Source organism: Pelodictyon luteolum, from assembly GCF_001622165.1.
Taxonomy (GTDB): Bacteria; Bacteroidota; Chlorobiia; order Chlorobiales; family Chlorobiaceae; genus Chlorobium; species Chlorobium luteolum_B.
Map to the genome: position 1 here is coordinate 154084 of NZ_LVWG01000032.1, position 16692 is coordinate 170775.

The window sequence follows — 16692 nt, forward strand, 5'->3', positions numbered from 1 at the left end:
AATGGACGTATTAAATGTAATGGACGCACTCCACATAGGCCCCCACACCTTCAACTCCCGCCTGATCCTCGGAACAGGAAAATTCAGCAGCACCGATGTCATGCTCCGGGCCGTCCGGGCCTCAAAGGCGGAGCTGGTCACCGTCGCGCTCCGCCGGTTCAACCGCGAACAGCTTGAAGACGATCTCTTCGGCCCGCTCAGTCAGCTGGAAGGCATCACCCTCATGCCGAATACCTCAGGAGCCTCGACAGCGGCCGAAGCCGTTAAAGCGGCGCACATAAGCCGTGAGCTCTCCGGAAGCCCATTCATCAAGGTTGAGATCCACCCCAACCCGCAGCATCTGATGCCGGATCCGATAGAAACCTTCGAAGCCGCAAAGATCCTGGCGTCAGAAGGGTTCCTGGTCATGCCCTACATTTCGGCAGACCCGGTGCTGGCAAAGCGCCTTGAAGAGGTAGGATGCGCTTCCGTCATGCCGCTCGGAGCTGCCATCGGCAGCGGCCGTGGACTCTCGACTGCAGGGATGCTCGAGATCATCATCCGTGAAAGCACAATCCCCGTCATCGTCGACGCGGGTCTGCGCGCACCATCTGAAGCGGCACGCGCTATGGAAATGGGATGCAGCGCCGTCCTCGTCAACAGCGCCATCGCCGCTGCAGACAACCCAGAGGAAATGGCCACGGCGTTCCGCGATGGCACATCTGCCGGCCGCAGGGCCTACATGGCCGGCCTCATGGCTGAAAGCGGAGAGGCCGTTCCGACAAGCCCCCTCACATCATTCCTCGGGGAAAGCCGATGAAAGACGTCCCCGCATGGCTCGTGGATGAAGGAAGCACTACGGAAATGCGCCGGATGCTCTCCCCCGATTCCCCAGTCGACATTGAAACCCTCGCAGCCCGCGCCCGCGCCATCACCCTGCGCCGGTTCGGACGCACCATGTCGCTCTACGCCCCGCTCTACCTGTCGAACCACTGCCCGAGCGGTTGCGCTTACTGCGGGTTCGCATCCGACAGGACCACCCTGAGACGGCGCCTTGAAGAGGATGAGATCAGAAGGGAAATCACCGCCATGAAAAAGCTTGGCATCCGGGACATCCTCCTCCTCACCGGCGAGCGGACTGTGGCGGCCGGGTTCGATTACCTGCGCCGGGCAGTTGAAATCGCCGCAGAGGAAATGCCGCGCGTATCGGTGGAAACATTCCCGATGAGCGTAGAGGAATACCGGGAACTCGCCAGTTGCGGCTGCACCGGCGTAACCATCTATCAGGAAACCTACGACCGGAAACGGTACGAAGAACTCCACCGATGGGGGCCGAAAAAGGACTTCCTCCACCGCCTAGATACCCCTGAACGGGCGCTGGAAGCGGGCATAAAAACGGTCGGCATCGGCGCGCTGCTCGGGCTCTCTGAACCCGTCGAAGAAGCACTGCATCTTTACCGTCATGCTCGCCACCTCGCCAAAACCTGGTGGCGGGCAGGTATTTCGATCTCATTCCCCCGCATGCGCCCTGAACAGGGTGGTTGGCAGCCGCCCTTCACGGTAAGCGACCAGCAGCTCGCCCGCATGATTCTGGCATTCCGGATCGGTCTTCCGGACATGGATCTTGCGCTCTCGACCCGCGAACGGGCATCGTTCCGCGACGGCATGGCAGGACTCGCCGTCACACGCATGAGCATCGCCAGCAAAACGACCGTTGGTGGATACGATGAGGGGGAAACCGGCGAGCGCGGACAGTTCGACATTTCCGACGAAAGGAGCGCCCCGGAGTTCTGTCAGGCACTAAGAGATCGGGGAATTGAACCGGTTTTCAAGAACTGGGACGGTGCATACAACGGACCGGCGACCCAAATCCTCCCGACCGGAGGACTGAAGGAAACCGTCCTATGCCCCTAAGCGCACAGGAACAGGAGCGTTACAGCCGTCATATCGCGTTGCCGGAAATCGGCATAAAGGGACAGGAACGGCTGAAAGCATCGCGAGTGCTCATCATCGGCGCAGGCGGGCTTGGTTCCCCCGCCGCATGCTACCTTGCCGCGGCAGGCATCGGCACGCTGGGCATGGTTGATGACGACCGGGTTGAAGAGAGCAACCTGCAACGGCAGATTATCCATACTGCAGCTTCGGTCGGCACTGCCAAGGTCGACTCTGCAGGAGAGAGGCTTCTGGCCCTCAACCCATCTCTCCATATGGAAACCCATCCGTTCCGGCTGACCGGCAAGAACGCCTCGGAGCTCATCCGGGCATATGATTTCGTGGTGGACGCAACCGACTCGTTCAACGCTAAATTCCTCATCGCCAGAGCCTGCCACGAAACATCAATCCCCTATGCCCACGGCGGCATCAAAGGGTTCAGGGGGCAGGCAATGACCGTCATACCAGGGAAGAGCGCCTGCTGCCGCTGCCTTTTTGACGAAGAGGATCCATTTTCCGGAACACCCCCGGAAGGCCCGGTCGGCGCACTTGCTGGCATCATCGGCTCCATACAGGCAATGGAAGCCGTTAAAGTACTTCTCTCGATCGGCGAGCCGCTCTTCGACCGGCTGCTCATCCTTGACACACTCTTAATGGAGTTCCGCAGGATCCCCGTCCAAAAGGACCCCCGCTGTCCAGTCTGCGGCGTCCCGGATCCGCAGCAGACAACACGCTAAGGGATGTTTGGACATCCACACCCCGCGGCCTAAATTATGTATTCACCGTTCCGGAAACTACGGATCCGGACCCCAACGACAGCGATTGCAACTATGGCCCCTCACCACCGGAAATGGTTTCAGGCCCCCTGGGAATTCAGGGAGGCTGCGCTTATGGCAATCATGACCGCCGCGTTCGGTTTTGCCATTCAATACGCACTCGGGGGCCAGGGCATCACCCTGCCGGCGTGGCCTCTGAACGGAGTCATCCTCACCCTTCTGGCGCTTGCAACCACCGCTCTCGGCCTGTCGTTCCGGAACCGCCCCCCGGTGCAGTGGCTCGGCGGCATCCCCCTCGGGCTCTCCCTCATCTTATCGCTCGCTGTCCTCTCATTCATCGGTGGCATGGTGCCGCAGGGAGCTGAGGGCAATCCGGCTGCCGTGCGGCTCGGCCTCTACAGCATTTTTTCCAGCTGGCCCTTTGCCCTGACCGTAGCCCTCTTCCTCGTGAACCTCGGTCTCTCGCTCGTATGGAAAACCGTACCGTTCAGCCCTAAAAACCTGCAGTTCATTTTGTTCCATGCAGGCTTCTGGATTGCGCTCGCCTGCGGCATTTTTGGGAGTTCGGATCTCCAGCGCCTGATCGTGCCGGTCTATGAAGGCCGGAGCACCAGTCGCGGACTCGTATCGGGGGGAGGCCGGGAAGTCCGCGACCTGCCGTTCTCTGTCAAGCTCCATGACTTTTCCATCGAGGAGTACCCCCCCCAGCTCATGTTCTATGATCCGGAGTCGGACCGCTTCATCATGGCCGGAACCCAGGCCGTGACCGAAGTCCGGAAAGGAACCACGATATCCTGGAAAGGTACCCGGGTGGAGGTAACGGAGTTCATGGATTCTGCCATGCCGGGCCCCGACGGCATTCCTATAACCGCTCCGCCATCAGCAGGCATCCCCTATGCGAAAGTCCGGATCACCGGCAGCGGAGAGCAGCCCGATACCTGGCTCAGCACGGGTGGTCCCGGCATGAGACCCTATGTCGCCGGCATTGAATCCCAGATTCTCATCATGGTTCCGGGATCACCGAAGTCATACCGTTCGGCGGTTACGATACAGGCCGAGGGAGGTCGAAGCCTAGAAGCTGCGCTCGAGGTGAACAAGCCGGTGAATTTCGAAGGGTGGAAAATCTATCAGATGGGGTACGATGAAGAGTCCGGGCGATTCTCAACGCTCAGCCTCATCGAGGCAATCCGCGACCCTTGGCTTCCCGGGGTTTATCTCGGTTTTTTCATGATACTGGCCGGCAATACTCTCTTTTTCTGGAACGGCATCAAACGATCGGGGGTCGAAGCATGATCATAGATTTCACGGCTGCGGCCTATCTTTCCATCGCATTCTGGGCATCGGGAAGCCTACTCGGGATCGCCGCAAGGGGCAACTCCATCATGAAAAATGCTGCAACAGGGCTCAACCTCGGGGGCTCCATCATCATGATCGCCTTCATCGCCATGTACTGGTCGGCGCTCGAACGGCCACCCCTCAGGACTCTCGGCGAAACCCGACTCTGGTACGCCGCCCTGATTCCCCTGGTGGGACTGCTTGTCGAACAGCGCTGGAACATCTCCTGGCTCAAATACTACTGCATGGCGCTCGCGGGATTCTTTCTCTCCATCAACCTCATGCACCCGGAGGTCTTCGACAAGGCCCTGATGCCTGCGCTGCAAAGTCCCTGGTTCATCCCGCACGTAGTCGTCTACCTCGTCGGCTATGTGCTGCTTGCCGCCTCATCGGTGGCGGGATGGCACAACATCCTTCTCACCTGGAGAAAAAAGAACACCCTGCAGAATGACGCAATCGGCCACTACCTGGCACTGCTCGGGTTCGTATTCCTCACCTTCGGCCTGGTGTTCGGGGCGCTCTGGGCCAAAGACGCCTGGGGAAACTACTGGTCATGGGACCCCAAAGAAACCTGGGCATTCATCGCCTGGCTCATCTACCTCGGCTACCTGCATGCCTCGAGCTGGAAAGTCAGGCGACTGAACCTCCAGTGGTACCTTGCGCTGGCGTTTCTGGTGCTGCTTGTCAGCTGGTTCGGCGTCAACTACCTGCCGACGGCGGCCAACAGCGTACACACATACCAGCAGAGCTAGCAAAAGGGAAGGGGCTCAGTGGAGGCTTTTGTGCCACACATTCATGCTCTCGATTCCTCCGGAGATATTGGTGTTGTTGACCAGAGTACCGCCAAACAGGTAGCCGGCACGGGCAAAGGTGATATTCATCCCAACCGATGCCGCACGGGCGATGGTAAAGGCCGTGAGCATCCCCCGACTTCGCATCCCCTCCTCCATCACCCGCAGCAGATGCAGTGCAAGACCGTGTCCGCGCCATTCCGGAAGGGTTGCGAAGTCGGTCATCTCCACACTCTTTCCAACAAGATCCATTTCAGATGAAGCAAGCGCCACAAGGCGCCCTCCATGCTCTACCCCATAGTAGTCTACATGGGTGCGCATGGTCTCAAGCAGCCACTCAGGATCATCGATCGGAAACGGATAGGAGGGGAAAACCTCCCGGTAGATGGCGCTCATGGCGGGAATGTCGTCGGGTGTGCATTGCCGGATCTGAAATTCTTCAGCAACAGCCTCCACCGGCGAGTGAGGAAGCGCGTGGGCCATGACTGCGATCTTCCCGATGTCGTCTCCATCCTTTGCGACAGCCCGGTTTGAATCAAGAAACAGCGCAAGAAACAGCATCATGTCCCTGCCTCCATAAAAACCCGGAATTCGAGCCTCCTCCCGGTAACCACACTCCAGAAACGGATCGGAGAAGCCGAGCGGCACTTTCGCAATAATCTTGCTGTACCCGTTCCGGCAGGCAAGCCCGACGAGTTCATCGGGTAACGTGAAAGGATCTGCATCAGCCAGGTCCATCAGATAGATCCGCCGGCTGAAGGAACCGTGGTGGATGAGTGCGCCCTTATATTGTTCAATGGTATCTGTCATGAAGCCTTTTCGGTATCGGGAACAATGAATGAAAACGGGAGTAACGAGCCTTGCGGGGAGGAACGCCAGAGGCCGGCAAAACCGGTTAAGATCCACCTGCATACTGATGGCTCCGCCATGCATCCCCTTCAGTACATGCTGCGCTTCCCGTTACAGAAATCCTCAGCATCGCCGTTCCGCCAGAAATGGTGTCCACCGACACCAAGCGCCAGATCGTCGAACCAGCCCATCAGCCATTACTCATCCTCTCCTCTTCGTCGTGAAAGGCGCTCGTTCGAGGACGGGATGAGCGAAATGGTGGCATCATGGTCCGAGAGCAGCTGCTGGATGCCGATGGCCTCCATGGCGTCGGCATCATCAAGATTGAGCTGCAGGTCGCAGCGATCGCAATTTCGGTCGCAGAAGGTAGGCAGATAGGAATCCGGCTCTTTATACGTGGTGATCACTCCTTCGTAGTTGCGCAGCACAACCTTGTTCGTCGACCATGAAATCAGGTAGTTCGGCATGACAGGGATCTTTCCTCCGCCCCCCGGTGCATCGATCACATAGGTCGGAACGGAAAAGCCGCTCGTATGGCCGATCAGGCTCTCAAGAATCTCGATCCCCTTGCCAACCGGCGTGCGGAAATGCGAAAGCCCTTCAGAGAGGTCGCACTGGTAGAGATAGTAGGGGCGTACGCGGTTGCGTACGAGTTTGTGAACCAGAGCCTTCATGATACGTGGGCAATCGTTGATGCCGGAGAGCAGCACGGTCTGGTTGCCGAGCGGCAGTCCGCCATCGGCAAGGAGAGCCAGAGCGTTTCTTGACGACTGGGTGATCTCGCGCGGGTGGTTGAAATGCGTGTTCACCCAGACCGGCTGATGCTTTTTCAGAACGGCAACCAGCGCCGGCGTGATGCGCTGCGGCAGCACAACTGGAGTCCGGGTGCCGATACGGATGACCTCGACGTGCTCTATGGCCTGAAGCTCCCCGAGTATCCAGTCGAGATAGTCGTCTGAGAGCAGGAACGGGTCGCCGCCACTCAGCAGCACATCTCGAACCTGCGGAGTCCGGCGGATGTAGTCGATGCCCTCACTGATTGCCGAACGGCCGGGAATGGTATCCCGGTCTCCCACCTTCCTCTTGCGGGTGCAGTGACGGCAGTACATCGGACAGGTGTTGCTCACCAGAAGCAAAACCCTGTCGGGGTAACGATGGGTCACACAGGGAGCCGGGCTGTCTGCATCCTCGTGCAACGGGTCAGCCATGTCGCCCGTCATGATCTCGAGTTCACGCGGGGAGGGAACGCTCTGCAGGAAAACAGGATCGTTCGCCATGTCCCGGGTGTTGATGAGCGAGAGGTAGTAGGGGGTGATGGACATCGGGAACTTCGCGACCGTTTCGCCGAAGGCAGTGCGCTGTTCATCCGAAAGGGTGATGCCGAGAAGGGATTCAAAAGCTGAAAGGGTGCGGACGCTGTGGCGCATCTGCCATTTCCAGTCTTGCCAGTCCGAAAGAGTGGCGTTATGGTCGATCCTCTGGATAATCTGTTGCTGGGCCAGTGATAAGGTCATGGTATGCAGGTGTGATTTCCGGGTCAAAATGCCTGGCAAGCTTTACAAGCAGCTCCGAAAGGAGCATCTGCTCATCTGCAGGCATTCGACTGAACGCACGCAGATAGGAATCGCGCATCAGTTCGGGCACCGAGTCGATAAGAGCCTGCCCGGCAGGAGTGATGCCGAGCAATACCTTCCGCTGATCCTCCAGCGAGCGGGAACGCGACACAAGCCCGCGAGCCTCAAGACGATCAAGAATGCCGTTGACCGTGCTGACGCTCAGATGCAGCTCGGAGGCAAGCAGCGAAAGGGTGTGCACACTCTCCTTTTGCAGGGTATGCAGGCAGAGCAGCTGTGGAGAGGTGATCTTCCACTCCCGGTGAAGCTTTCTGGAATGCACATCAAGAGCCCGTGTAATACGGCGCAGGGCATGGTACCCCCTTCCGTCGGACCCTTCCTCCGGCAACACGGCATGCTGCATCGTTCGGGGAAATCTGGTTATAAAAAAACTTTCGCACACGATATTTTCGTACACGAAACAATCGGGCACAACCTACACAATTCTGACAAATAAAACAATCCGGTCCAGAACAATCCGGACCGGTTCATATGGCTGAAAGGGCTCTCAGGGCTTGACCCACTGGCGGAGCCGGTGGGAAGTTGCGGCGGCCGTCAGGACCTTCTGGACGACGAGGCCGTCGGCAAACCCGGCCGCATCGGGGATACGCACGTCCCCATTGCGGATGGCCTTCACGGCCCGGTGAGCAAGGAAAGCGAATCCGACGGCAAAGATGCCGTGGACGGCCAGAGACGAGTGGCGGATTTTCTCCTGCAGCACGAGTTCGTCCCATGGCAGGATGGGCTCGACCTGTTTCCAGCGGGGGGCATCGATGAGACTGCGCCCGCTCTTTGCTCCCCCGGTCTCTATCTCCCAGAGACGGCCCGCACCATCAAGGCGGATGGACTTCCGGCTGCCGGAAACTTCAAACGAGAACCAGGTATAGGAACCGACCGTCGTAACCTGCATGAGGGAGGGGCAGTTGAGGGCAATGGAGGATGGGCCGAAACGCATCATCATTGAGAAACTGTCATCTGAGGTAACCTGGCGCATTTTCCCATCGCGATCCGGCCGCTGGGGGATGCTGGTCGTGAGGTTGCAGGAAACTTCAGAAAGCTCCCCGATCAGAAAGCGGTTAAGGTCGACAAGATGCGAACCGATGGCACCGAGGGCTCCCCCGCCCCGTTCACGGTCGCTCCACCACGTCCAGGGCTGGTCGGGCCGGTTGCGGCTTGAAAGGTTGACAATGGCGCGCACGTCGAACACCTTTCCGATCTCTCCGCTCTCGATCATCTGTTTCATGGTTCGGACCGCGGGGTGGAACCGGAGCTGGTGGTCAAGGAGAGCAAGGCCCGGTGCCGAAAGCGAAGCGTTGAACATCGATTCCGCCTCTGCGACATTGAGGGCGAAGGGCTTTTCACAGATGACACTCGATCCGGCTTCCAGAAGCTCCGTCACCATATCGCGATGAAGGAACGGAGGGGTAGTCACGCAGACCAGGTCGAGATGCCGGTCGAGCATCCCGCGCCAGTCATCGAATCCTTCCGTGATGCCGAACGACTCCATGAACTTCATACGGTGCTTTTCGGTAGGACTGGCCACAGCGGCAAGCACAACGTCGTCCATCAGGGAAAACGCCGGAGCCTGGGCGATGCGCGCCCATCCACTTCCAAGAAAACCGATCCGTATCTCTTTTTTCATCACATGGGCATAAAAAAAGGGTGACCTCGATCACCCTTCAGATATTGAGGCAGCCGCCCTCAGACGGCCTTCTGCTTCTGTTCCTTTGCAAGCCGGGCTTTTTCAATATAGCCCTTCTGGATGTCGCGCGACACATTATAAGCCTTCGAAAGGCTGTCGGAACGCCAGAGCAGGGCATCAAAGGCCATGCAGATGTTGCGGAGGTATGGGATACCGGCATCCGTAACCTTTACGCTGTTCTCTCCGAGGACGACCATGCCGTCATTCTCCATATCCTCGAGACGGTAGCGGGCGACGTCGAGCTCCTCGGTGTAGAGTGCCGGATCAGCCCATGATGTCTCCTGCTTGCACATGAGGTTGAGAATGTGGCGACGGAGCACCAGATCCTCCGGAGTGAGCATATGACCGCGGTGCAGCGGGAATCGGCCTTCGTTGACTGCCTTGATGTAGGCGCCGTCGGTCCGTTCATTCTGTGCGAATGCGTACCAGGTGTCGCTGATGGAAGATGAGCCGAGCGCCAGCATCATCTGGGTGGTGTTTTCCGTGTAGCCCATGAAGTTCCGGTGCAGAGTGCCGCTCTTTGCCGCCTTATAGAGAGCATCGCCCTCGATGGCGAAATGATCCATGCCGATTTCGTGATAGCCGATCGACTCAAGCATGGCACTTCCCTTGTCGTAGAGTTCCTGCTTGGCGTCTCCGACAGGAAGATCCTCCTCCTTGAAGTTGCGCTGCCCTTCATACATGTGCGGGTTATGGCCGTAGGCATAAAACGCAAGGCGGTCGGGACGGAGCTCCATCACTTTCTGTATGGTGTCGGTGATGGTGCCGAGGTTCTGCTTGGGAAGGCCGTATACCAGATCGAAATTGACGGAAGTGAAGCCGATCTGGCGGGCAAGGTCGACCTTCTCCTTCACCAGTTCAAACGACTGGGGACGGTTGATCTCCTTCTGCACGATCGGGTCGAAATCCTGGATGCCGAAGCTCAGGCGGCGGAAACCGACGTTGTAGAGCGCAAGAAGATGTTCTTTCGTTGTTGAACGGGGGTTGGTCTCGAAGCTGAAGATGTAACCGTCCATGCGGTTCACATGCTTGTAGAGACCATCGATGAGCTTGGTAAGGTTTTCGGGGCTGAAGAAGGTCGGAGTGCCGCCGCCGATATGCATTTCCTTGACATTGAGGGTGCCGGGGAACACGTCGAGGTACATCTGCCACTCTTTCAGGAGGGCATCAAGATATGGCCCCTCGAAAGAGTGGTCCTGGGTACGGTGGGCGTTGCATCCGCAGAAATAGCAATAGTTCTCGCAGTACGGAATATGAATGTACATGCTGATGCCGGTGGTTTCATTGCTGTCGTTGAAACCCTTGACCATAGCCTCTTTCCACTGCTCCTGGGAAATACCGTCGGTGCTCCAGGACGGAATGGTCGGATAGCTGGTATAGCGTGGGCCGGGATTGCTGTACTTCTCTGCAAGATTGGTTGCCATTGCTGTCTTCCTCAACAAGTATTATTTTTATAAATTCAACATTCGCCAAAATACATAAAACTCGGCAATTTCATAAATCCATCAGGCTCCAGGCTACCCTCAGCCGGACTACCCCAGGCAGTCCAGCCTGTCATACTTATTCCCTTATGAACATACAGGACAGCACCGGAAGAGCACCGCAGGTCGGCATCATTATGGGCTCCGACTCGGATTTCGACATCATGAAAGAGGCTTCGACGGTGCTTGACGAGTTCGGGGTGCCTTCTGAAATTTCCGTCATTTCAGCCCACCGCACACCTCACGATCTTGAAGTGTATGCTTCGGGAGCAAGAGCACGCGGACTCAAGGTCATCATTGCCGCCGCCGGCGGTGCTGCCCATCTGCCGGGAGTTACCGCCGCCATGACCGTACTACCCGTCATCGGCGTTCCCATCTTCAGCAAGAAACTCAACGGCCAGGATGCCCTCTACTCCATCGTACAGATGCCGGCCGGCATTCCGGTGGCAACCGTCGGCATCGACAACGCCCGCAACGCGGCGCTTTTGGCAGTGCAGATCCTTGCGCTTGCCGATGCCGAACTGATGCAGGCCCTCACAGCCTTCCGCCTGAAACTGGCAGATGCCTCGCGCCAGAAAACCGAAAAAATCCGCCAGCGGCTGCATGAAAACAGCTGAATTCTGGATTGCGCATCTCGGACTGCTCTGTCATCCCGAAGGGGGATGGTACCGGGAGAGCTGGCGAACGGCAGATTCCTATCCATTCACTGCAGAGAGCCCGTTCGGCGGAGAGCGCTCGATGGCAACAGCCATCCACTACCTGCTCCGGGGCGAGGAGCGCTCGAAGCTCCACAGGATCCATTCCGATGAACTATGGCTGTGGCATGCCGGCACTGCCCTCAGGGTGGATGCATTCGGCTCCGGGCACAGAGCGTTCATCCTGGGGCCCGACCCCGAGAAAGGTGACTGCATGCAGGGTGTTGTGCCTGCCGGGTGCTGGTTCGGGGCTTCACTTGAAGAACCCGCTCCGGAAAGCTATGCTCTCGTGAGCTGTGTGGTGGCGCCGGGGTTCGACTTCAGGGACTTTACATTCGCACGGAAAGAGGAGCTCATCGGGCAGTACCCGAGGCATCGCGCGATCATTGAAAAGCTCACCTGAATATTCTTATATTCACTCGGGATTTTCCATCTTTTTTTTACCTTACGCCATGTTACGGCATTTTTGCCACCAAGGCGCCCACCAAAGGGCGCTGGAGAGACGGTTTCCATGAAAAGACAAACAGGACAATGAAAAAGAGAGTTGTTATCGTTGGCGGAGGATTCACGGGCATGAATGCCGCGCGAGTCCTCGGCAACAGAGATGATGTTGAAGTTACCTTGATTGACAGGCGGAACTACCACCTTTTCCAGCCGCTCCTCTATCAGGTCGCCATGTCGGCCCTCGACGAGGGGGACATCGCCGCCCCGCTGCGCAACATGCTCTCCATATACAATAACATCACTGTATACAAGGGCATCGTAGAACGCGTCGATACGGAAAACCACACCATCCATACTGACTTCGGACCGGTGGAGTATGACTATCTGATTCTTGCCTGCGGAGTACGCCACCACTATTTCGGCAACAACCAGTGGGAGGAGAACGCCCCCGGCCTGAAAACACTCTCGCAGGCTAAGGAAATCCGCCGCCGCGTGCTGGAGGCCTATGAGGCCGCCGAGCGCAGCAACGACCCTGTCGAACGCAAGAAGCTCCTCACCTTCGTCATCGTCGGAGGCGGCCCCACCGGTGTCGAACTTGCAGGCTCGATCGGGGAAATGAGCCGCTACACCCTCTCGAAGCTCTACCACCAGATTGATCCGAAACTCACCCGCATCTTCATCGTGGAAGCCGCGCCGAGGATCCTCGGATCGTTCTCCCCGGAACTGGCCAGCAAGGCCACCCGTTCGCTTGAACAGCTCGGAGTGCAGGTCTGGACCAGCAGCATGGTGAACGATGTCGATGAAAACGGTGTACAGATCGGCAACGAGCGGATCGAAGCCGCGACCGTACTCTGGGCGGCCGGCGTCACAGCCATCCGCATCGGTGACAATTTCGGAGCAGAAACCGACCGGATCGGAAGAATCGTGGTAGAAGGTGACCTCTCAGTCCCCGGCCACCCGGAAATTTTCGTCGGCGGCGACCAGGCCTGCCTCTTCAACAGCGACGGCAAGCCCCTTCCCGGCATGGCTCCGGTCGCCCTGCAAGAAGGCCACTTCATCGGCAAGACCATCATACGCGACCTCAAAGGCAAGGCAAGAAAGCCGTTCCAGTACAAGGACAAAGGACAGATGGCCACCATCGGCAGAAACAGGGCCATTGTCGAGATCGGCAATATCAAGTTCGACGGCGCCCCGGCATGGTTCACATGGCTTTTGGTGCACATCTACTACCTCACCAGCTTCAAGCACCGGGTATTCGTCCTGATGCAGTGGGGATGGTCCTACTTCACCTTCGGGTTCGGTGCCCGCCTCATCGTAAACCGCGAATGGCGGTTCTACCCTGAAGCCGGCCCGTGCAGGAAAGAACCCGCGCCATGAAACCCAAACACTCCCTGACGGCCATTGCAGGGGTTATGACAGGTACGGCATTTCTCGGCCTCGCCATATGGCTAAGTTTCGCCATGGCGGGAGTTGCCGGCGTCCATGAGAGCGATCTTTACCTCTACTCCCTCCTCACGGGATCATACGGGGTATGGCGGATCTTTCGTTCATGGAGGTTGTGGAACGGGGCCCAAGAAAATGCTTGAAAGCATCACGATTCATCAGTATACTTCCAGCCGAACGTTCACCATCCCATTGTAGCCAACGAACAAGCATGAACACACTCTCAGTCAACCGCGAAACTGAAGAACAGCTCTTTTTTCACAACTACTCCAGACTCCCCATTGCCCTCACGCACGGTGAAGGGGCCTGGCTGGTGGGAGATGACGGAACCCGCTACCTCGACATGATCGCAGGTATCGGCGTCAACGCGCTCGGATACGGCGACCAACGCCTGGAGCAGGCCATCGCCCTGCAGGCCTCGAAGCTGATCCACGCATCGAACCTTTTCATGATGCGCCCCCAGTTCGAACTGGCAGCCAAACTCCTTAAGCTTTCAGGCCTCTCAAAGGTTTTTTTCGCAAACAGCGGCACGGAGGCTGTTGAGGCTGCGATCAAAATGGCACGCAAATGGGCTGCTGACAACGGAAATGGAGAGAAGAACGAAGTGCTCTCCTTGAGCAACTGCTTCCATGGCAGGACCTATGGAGCAATGTCACTGACGGCCAAGCCCCAGTATGTCGAAGGGTTCCACCCTCTGCTTCCGGCACTTGGCATGATCGAGTTCAACGACATGGAAGACCTCGAGCGGAGGGTGTCGGGGAAAACGGCAGCTGTCTTCATTGAAGCCGTGCAGGGAGAAGGTGGCATCCACAGAGTGTCGAAAGCCTTCAGCGACCGCCTGATGGCACTGCGCGAACAGTACGGATTCCTCATCGTTGCCGATGAAATCCAGGCCGGTTGCGGACGGACCGGGACATTCTTCAGCTATGAGCAGCTGGGCCTCGAGCCTGACCTCGTCTGCCTCGCAAAACCACTCGGCGGCGGGCTTCCACTTTCAGCAGTCATCGGCAGCGAGAAGGTTGCCGGCGTTCTGACCTACGGAAGCCACGGAACCACATTCGGCGGTAACCCGGTAGCCTGCGCGGCAGGGCTTGCCATGATCGAGGCCATCGAAAAAGACAAACTGATGGAGCGCGCCACCCAAACCGGGGCGTTCTTCAATGAGGAACTCTCGAAACTTGCTCGTCGCCATTCCGCCATCACCGACATCCGCCAGTATGGCCTGATGATCGGTATCACCGTCGAGCGGGAGGCGAAGTACTATGTCGAACGCGCCCTCCAGCGGCGGGTCATCATGAACGCAACCAGCCGCAATGTCATCCGCCTGCTCCCGCCACTCATCATCGGAAGGGAGGAAGCCCAATACTGCATCAATGTACTCGATGAAATCCTCACCGAAGAAAAAGCAGGCGCCTGAACCAAGAGTGCATCAGGCCCCGAAGGGGGCGTCGGCGATGCCTCTTGGCAGAACGAACTACCTGACGATAGGAGCGGGTGCGGCAGTAATTGCCGCAAGCTTCTGGGGCATGGCGATTGAACGCCAGGTTGACGGATTCTTCGCCCTCAACATTGCACCCTTCCTCCTCATCGGCGCATACGCCGCTGTAGCTGTCGGCATCCTCATCCGCCCCCGGAAACACTGACCTCGTTTCCATCTCCCCTTCTCTCACTCAGTGAACATTCAAAACAGCAGCCCCGTTGAACCCTGAAAAGCGCCCTCAACGGGGCGCTTACACTGGATTACAAAGAGAGGAAAAGACTTTGGGCCGTCAGTTGATCTGGAACCGGATCGGTACGGTGAACCATACCTTGATGGCGCGTCCGTTCTGTATACCGGGAAAGTATTTCGACTCCATCACGGATTTGAGGGCGACATCGTCGAAAACGCTGCAGTCAGCGGGAATGCGCTTCATCACAACAGCACGCATCGGCCTGCCGTCTTCTCCGATGAGGACGCTGACGAACACCTTCCCCTCGATACCTGCGATACGGGCCATCTCGGGATAGTGCGGTTTGCGCTGGTCGAGAAACCCGGGCATTTTCTCGCAGGGGATGAATACCGGCCCACCCTCTCCGCTGCCCTCAACGCGCTCAGTCTGGATGGCCTCGCGAAGCTCTTTCTGGGTGGCGATGGTCTGTTCGGCCGGAACCTCGCTCTCCTTGACCTTTTTGATCTTTCCGACATTCGGCGCAACCGCGGCAGGGACGGAGGGAACGGCAGTCGAAGGCGGCGGAGCAGCAAGGGGCGGAGGCGGCGGAAGCTGAGTCACGCTGGTGACCACTTCATAGCACTGGAGCATCTTGCCTGAATCGGCAGAACCGCCGAAAAGCGACATCAGTCTACCCCAGTTGGCCGCGGCTACCCAAAAGAGGAAAAGAAGCAGGACTGCTGCAATCACTCCGTGACTGAGGAAGATATGCGCCTGACGCCGGAGTGAAAGGTTGCCGTACCAGATTCCGCGAAGACGGTCGGTATCGAGAAACTCTTCACTGAATGACCAGCGTGATGCCTTCATGTCGGCATCAATTTCACTATGAATTTTCTTGAGGTTTGACTGCACGGGACAAGCGTTCGGTTCAGTAATGCTCCGCCTATACGGATTTCTTTATCTCCAGATCGTCCTGGGGGGTGTAATCGTCGAGACTGAACCGGTCGATTTTCATCAGGTTCAGTTCATCGATTATGTCGACAAGCTGCTTGTATTTGGCTTTCTGGCCGATTTTGACAACGATTACCAGCTTGCTGTTTGAGAGTGACTGCTGGCGGAGAAGACTCCGCATATCGCCGCTGAGAGCCTTTCTTCCGTCATCTCCGGGCTCATAAAGCGGAATGCGCCGAGGGGCCAGCTCACCGAGGGAACAGTAGGCCATGCCATCTCCGGGTATGCGGAGCGTCAGTATGTTGGATTCTGCAACCTTGACCTCGCCCTGTTCAGGCGGGATGTTGATCTCCATGGTGTTGGATTTCGAAAATGTCGTCGTCAGCATAAAGAAGGTCAGGAGCAGAAAAGCCACATCCACCATCGGGGTCATGTCGAGACGGAACCCGATACGCTTCCGCTGATGCCCTTTCTCCTTCATTCCGCGACGTTCGCCCGGAGTGTCTACCATTCCCATCCTAGCGGCCCTCCTTCTCAAGAACAGTGACAAGGTTGAAGGTAAGAAGGTTCGCCTTCTTGTAAACCTTGATTACATGGTCGACCGCCTCGAACCCTGCGTCGCTGTCAGCCCGTACGACAGGCCGGAGCCGCTGGTCGGCAAAACGAGCCATCACGACGAACCGGTCGAGCTCTGCCCTCTCAACCCGAAAAGTATCAGCAAGCCGGAAGCTCTTCAAAGAATCCGCGACAGCCGACGTCGACATGCCCGTGGCCTCGAGCTTCGGACGGATGACAGCATTAAAAAGACGTTCACGTGTCGACTGGGAGGAAACTCCCATGAAAAAGTCATCGTCTCCGCTGACTGTGACCGTCAGAACTTCCGACTCCGGCAGTTTCTTCTCGGAGTGCGATGATGGCAGATCTATCGCCACCGGCTCCGGCGGACGGAACTTGGTGGTGAGCATGAAAAAAGTCAACAGCAGGAACGCGACATCCACCATGGGGGTCATGTCAAGCCTGAAGCCTACCCGTTTTGCCTTTATTCTCGACAT

General features: G+C 57.7%; 19 protein-coding genes. 11 read left to right on the forward strand and 8 right to left on the reverse strand.

What is annotated here, in order from left to right; all coding sequences use genetic code 11:
- Positions 1-19 precede the first annotated feature (19 nt).
- The 5 genes from A3K90_RS07000 (at position 20) to A3K90_RS07020 (ending at position 4774) form a co-directional block, all read left to right on the forward strand.
- Complete coding sequence (locus A3K90_RS07000; protein ID WP_303681969.1) at positions 20-799, forward strand: thiazole synthase; 780 nt, start codon at positions 20-22, stop codon at positions 797-799.
- The gene (thiH, locus tag A3K90_RS07005) at positions 796-1893 is read left to right on the forward strand and encodes a 2-iminoacetate synthase ThiH (protein WP_303681865.1); all 1098 of its coding nucleotides are present in this window, start codon (positions 796-798) and stop codon (positions 1891-1893) included. Before A3K90_RS07000 ends, thiH begins: the two co-directional genes overlap by 4 nt.
- On the forward strand, positions 1884-2648 hold the full coding sequence (locus A3K90_RS07010; protein WP_303681866.1) for a HesA/MoeB/ThiF family protein: 765 nt from the start codon (positions 1884-1886) through the stop codon (positions 2646-2648). The genes thiH and A3K90_RS07010 overlap by 10 nt, the downstream gene beginning before the upstream one ends.
- A gap of 93 nt (positions 2649-2741) precedes the next feature.
- Entirely contained in the window at positions 2742-3980 is a 1239-nt protein-coding gene (locus A3K90_RS07015; protein WP_303681867.1) for a cytochrome c biogenesis protein ResB, read from the forward strand.
- Positions 3977-4774, forward strand: coding sequence for a cytochrome c biogenesis protein (locus A3K90_RS07020; protein WP_303681868.1), 798 nt, complete (start codon positions 3977-3979; stop codon positions 4772-4774). Before A3K90_RS07015 ends, A3K90_RS07020 begins: the two co-directional genes overlap by 4 nt.
- A gap of 15 nt (positions 4775-4789) precedes the next feature.
- On the opposite strand, the gene ablB is transcribed toward A3K90_RS07020, so the two are convergent.
- The 5 genes from ablB to hemN form a co-directional block, all read right to left on the reverse strand.
- Entirely contained in the window at positions 4790-5623 is an 834-nt protein-coding gene (ablB, locus tag A3K90_RS07025) for a putative beta-lysine N-acetyltransferase (protein ID WP_303681869.1), read from the reverse strand.
- A 236-nt stretch (positions 5624-5859) separates the two neighbouring features.
- A complete protein-coding gene (ablA, locus tag A3K90_RS07030; RefSeq protein WP_303681870.1) occupies positions 5860-7176 on the reverse strand; it encodes a lysine 2,3-aminomutase in 1317 nt (438 codons plus the stop codon).
- Positions 7127-7639 carry a MarR family winged helix-turn-helix transcriptional regulator gene (locus A3K90_RS07035; protein ID WP_303681871.1) on the reverse strand — a complete coding sequence of 171 codons (513 nt, stop codon included), beginning with the start codon at positions 7637-7639 and terminating at the stop codon, positions 7127-7129. The genes ablA and A3K90_RS07035 overlap by 50 nt, the downstream gene beginning before the upstream one ends.
- Positions 7640-7783: 144 nt before the next feature.
- Positions 7784-8917, reverse strand: a complete 1134-nt coding sequence (locus tag A3K90_RS07040) for a Gfo/Idh/MocA family protein (RefSeq protein WP_303681872.1) — start codon at positions 8915-8917, stop codon at positions 7784-7786.
- 59 nt (positions 8918-8976) lie between these two features.
- A complete protein-coding gene (gene hemN / locus A3K90_RS07045) occupies positions 8977-10401 on the reverse strand; it encodes an oxygen-independent coproporphyrinogen III oxidase (protein WP_303681873.1) in 1425 nt (474 codons plus the stop codon).
- Between the two features lie 146 nt (positions 10402-10547).
- Between hemN and purE the strand changes: the two genes are divergently transcribed.
- The 6 genes from purE to A3K90_RS07075 all read left to right on the forward strand — a co-directional run bounded on the left by purE (position 10548) and on the right by A3K90_RS07075 (position 14683).
- Entirely contained in the window at positions 10548-11075 is a 528-nt protein-coding gene (gene purE / locus A3K90_RS07050) for a 5-(carboxyamino)imidazole ribonucleotide mutase (RefSeq protein WP_303681874.1), read from the forward strand.
- Complete coding sequence (locus tag A3K90_RS07055; protein ID WP_303681875.1) at positions 11062-11556, forward strand: cupin domain-containing protein; 495 nt, start codon at positions 11062-11064, stop codon at positions 11554-11556. Before purE ends, A3K90_RS07055 begins: the two co-directional genes overlap by 14 nt.
- A 128-nt stretch (positions 11557-11684) precedes the next feature.
- The gene (locus A3K90_RS07060; protein WP_303681877.1) at positions 11685-12974 is read left to right on the forward strand and encodes an NAD(P)/FAD-dependent oxidoreductase; all 1290 of its coding nucleotides are present in this window, start codon (positions 11685-11687) and stop codon (positions 12972-12974) included.
- Complete coding sequence (locus tag A3K90_RS07065; RefSeq protein ID WP_303681878.1) at positions 12971-13183, forward strand: hypothetical protein; 213 nt, start codon at positions 12971-12973, stop codon at positions 13181-13183. The genes A3K90_RS07060 and A3K90_RS07065 overlap by 4 nt, the downstream gene beginning before the upstream one ends.
- A gap of 68 nt (positions 13184-13251) precedes the next feature.
- Positions 13252-14457, forward strand: coding sequence for an aspartate aminotransferase family protein (locus A3K90_RS07070; RefSeq protein WP_303681879.1), 1206 nt, complete (start codon positions 13252-13254; stop codon positions 14455-14457).
- A gap of 37 nt (positions 14458-14494) precedes the next feature.
- Positions 14495-14683, forward strand: a complete 189-nt coding sequence (locus A3K90_RS07075) for a hypothetical protein (protein WP_303681880.1) — start codon at positions 14495-14497, stop codon at positions 14681-14683.
- Positions 14684-14809: 126 nt separating this feature from the next.
- On the opposite strand, the gene A3K90_RS07080 is transcribed toward A3K90_RS07075, so the two are convergent.
- Genes A3K90_RS07080 through A3K90_RS07090 form a run of 3 tightly spaced genes read right to left on the reverse strand, consistent with a single transcriptional unit; the run spans position 14810 to position 16692 of the window.
- A complete protein-coding gene (locus A3K90_RS07080) occupies positions 14810-15601 on the reverse strand; it encodes an energy transducer TonB (protein ID WP_303681881.1) in 792 nt (263 codons plus the stop codon).
- Positions 15602-15632: 31 nt separating this feature from the next.
- The gene (locus A3K90_RS07085) at positions 15633-16157 is read right to left on the reverse strand and encodes a biopolymer transporter ExbD (protein WP_303681882.1); all 525 of its coding nucleotides are present in this window, start codon (positions 16155-16157) and stop codon (positions 15633-15635) included.
- A 1-nt stretch (position 16158) separates the two neighbouring features.
- Positions 16159-16692, reverse strand: coding sequence for a biopolymer transporter ExbD (locus tag A3K90_RS07090; protein ID WP_303681884.1), 534 nt, complete (start codon positions 16690-16692; stop codon positions 16159-16161).

Coding starts and splice junctions, on each gene's coding strand:
- A3K90_RS07000 (WP_303681969.1), top strand. CDS start 20: ATGGACGCACTCCACATAGGCCCCCACACCTTCAACTCCCGCCTGATC.
- thiH (WP_303681865.1), top strand. CDS start 796: ATGAAAGACGTCCCCGCATGGCTCGTGGATGAAGGAAGCACTACGGAA.
- A3K90_RS07010 (WP_303681866.1), top strand. CDS start 1,884: ATGCCCCTAAGCGCACAGGAACAGGAGCGTTACAGCCGTCATATCGCG.
- A3K90_RS07015 (WP_303681867.1), top strand. CDS start 2,742: ATGGCCCCTCACCACCGGAAATGGTTTCAGGCCCCCTGGGAATTCAGG.
- A3K90_RS07020 (WP_303681868.1), top strand. CDS start 3,977: ATGATCATAGATTTCACGGCTGCGGCCTATCTTTCCATCGCATTCTGG.
- ablB (WP_303681869.1), bottom strand. CDS start 5,623: ATGACAGATACCATTGAACAATATAAGGGCGCACTCATCCACCACGGT.
- ablA (WP_303681870.1), bottom strand. CDS start 7,176: ATGACCTTATCACTGGCCCAGCAACAGATTATCCAGAGGATCGACCAT.
- A3K90_RS07035 (WP_303681871.1), bottom strand. CDS start 7,639: ATGCAGCATGCCGTGTTGCCGGAGGAAGGGTCCGACGGAAGGGGGTAC.
- A3K90_RS07040 (WP_303681872.1), bottom strand. CDS start 8,917: ATGAAAAAAGAGATACGGATCGGTTTTCTTGGAAGTGGATGGGCGCGC.
- hemN (WP_303681873.1), bottom strand. CDS start 10,401: ATGGCAACCAATCTTGCAGAGAAGTACAGCAATCCCGGCCCACGCTAT.
- purE (WP_303681874.1), top strand. CDS start 10,548: ATGAACATACAGGACAGCACCGGAAGAGCACCGCAGGTCGGCATCATT.
- A3K90_RS07055 (WP_303681875.1), top strand. CDS start 11,062: ATGAAAACAGCTGAATTCTGGATTGCGCATCTCGGACTGCTCTGTCAT.
- A3K90_RS07060 (WP_303681877.1), top strand. CDS start 11,685: ATGAAAAAGAGAGTTGTTATCGTTGGCGGAGGATTCACGGGCATGAAT.
- A3K90_RS07065 (WP_303681878.1), top strand. CDS start 12,971: ATGAAACCCAAACACTCCCTGACGGCCATTGCAGGGGTTATGACAGGT.
- A3K90_RS07070 (WP_303681879.1), top strand. CDS start 13,252: ATGAACACACTCTCAGTCAACCGCGAAACTGAAGAACAGCTCTTTTTT.
- A3K90_RS07075 (WP_303681880.1), top strand. CDS start 14,495: ATGCCTCTTGGCAGAACGAACTACCTGACGATAGGAGCGGGTGCGGCA.
- A3K90_RS07085 (WP_303681882.1), bottom strand. CDS start 16,157: ATGGGAATGGTAGACACTCCGGGCGAACGTCGCGGAATGAAGGAGAAA.
- A3K90_RS07090 (WP_303681884.1), bottom strand. CDS start 16,692: ATGTCGAGAATAAAGGCAAAACGGGTAGGCTTCAGGCTTGACATGACC.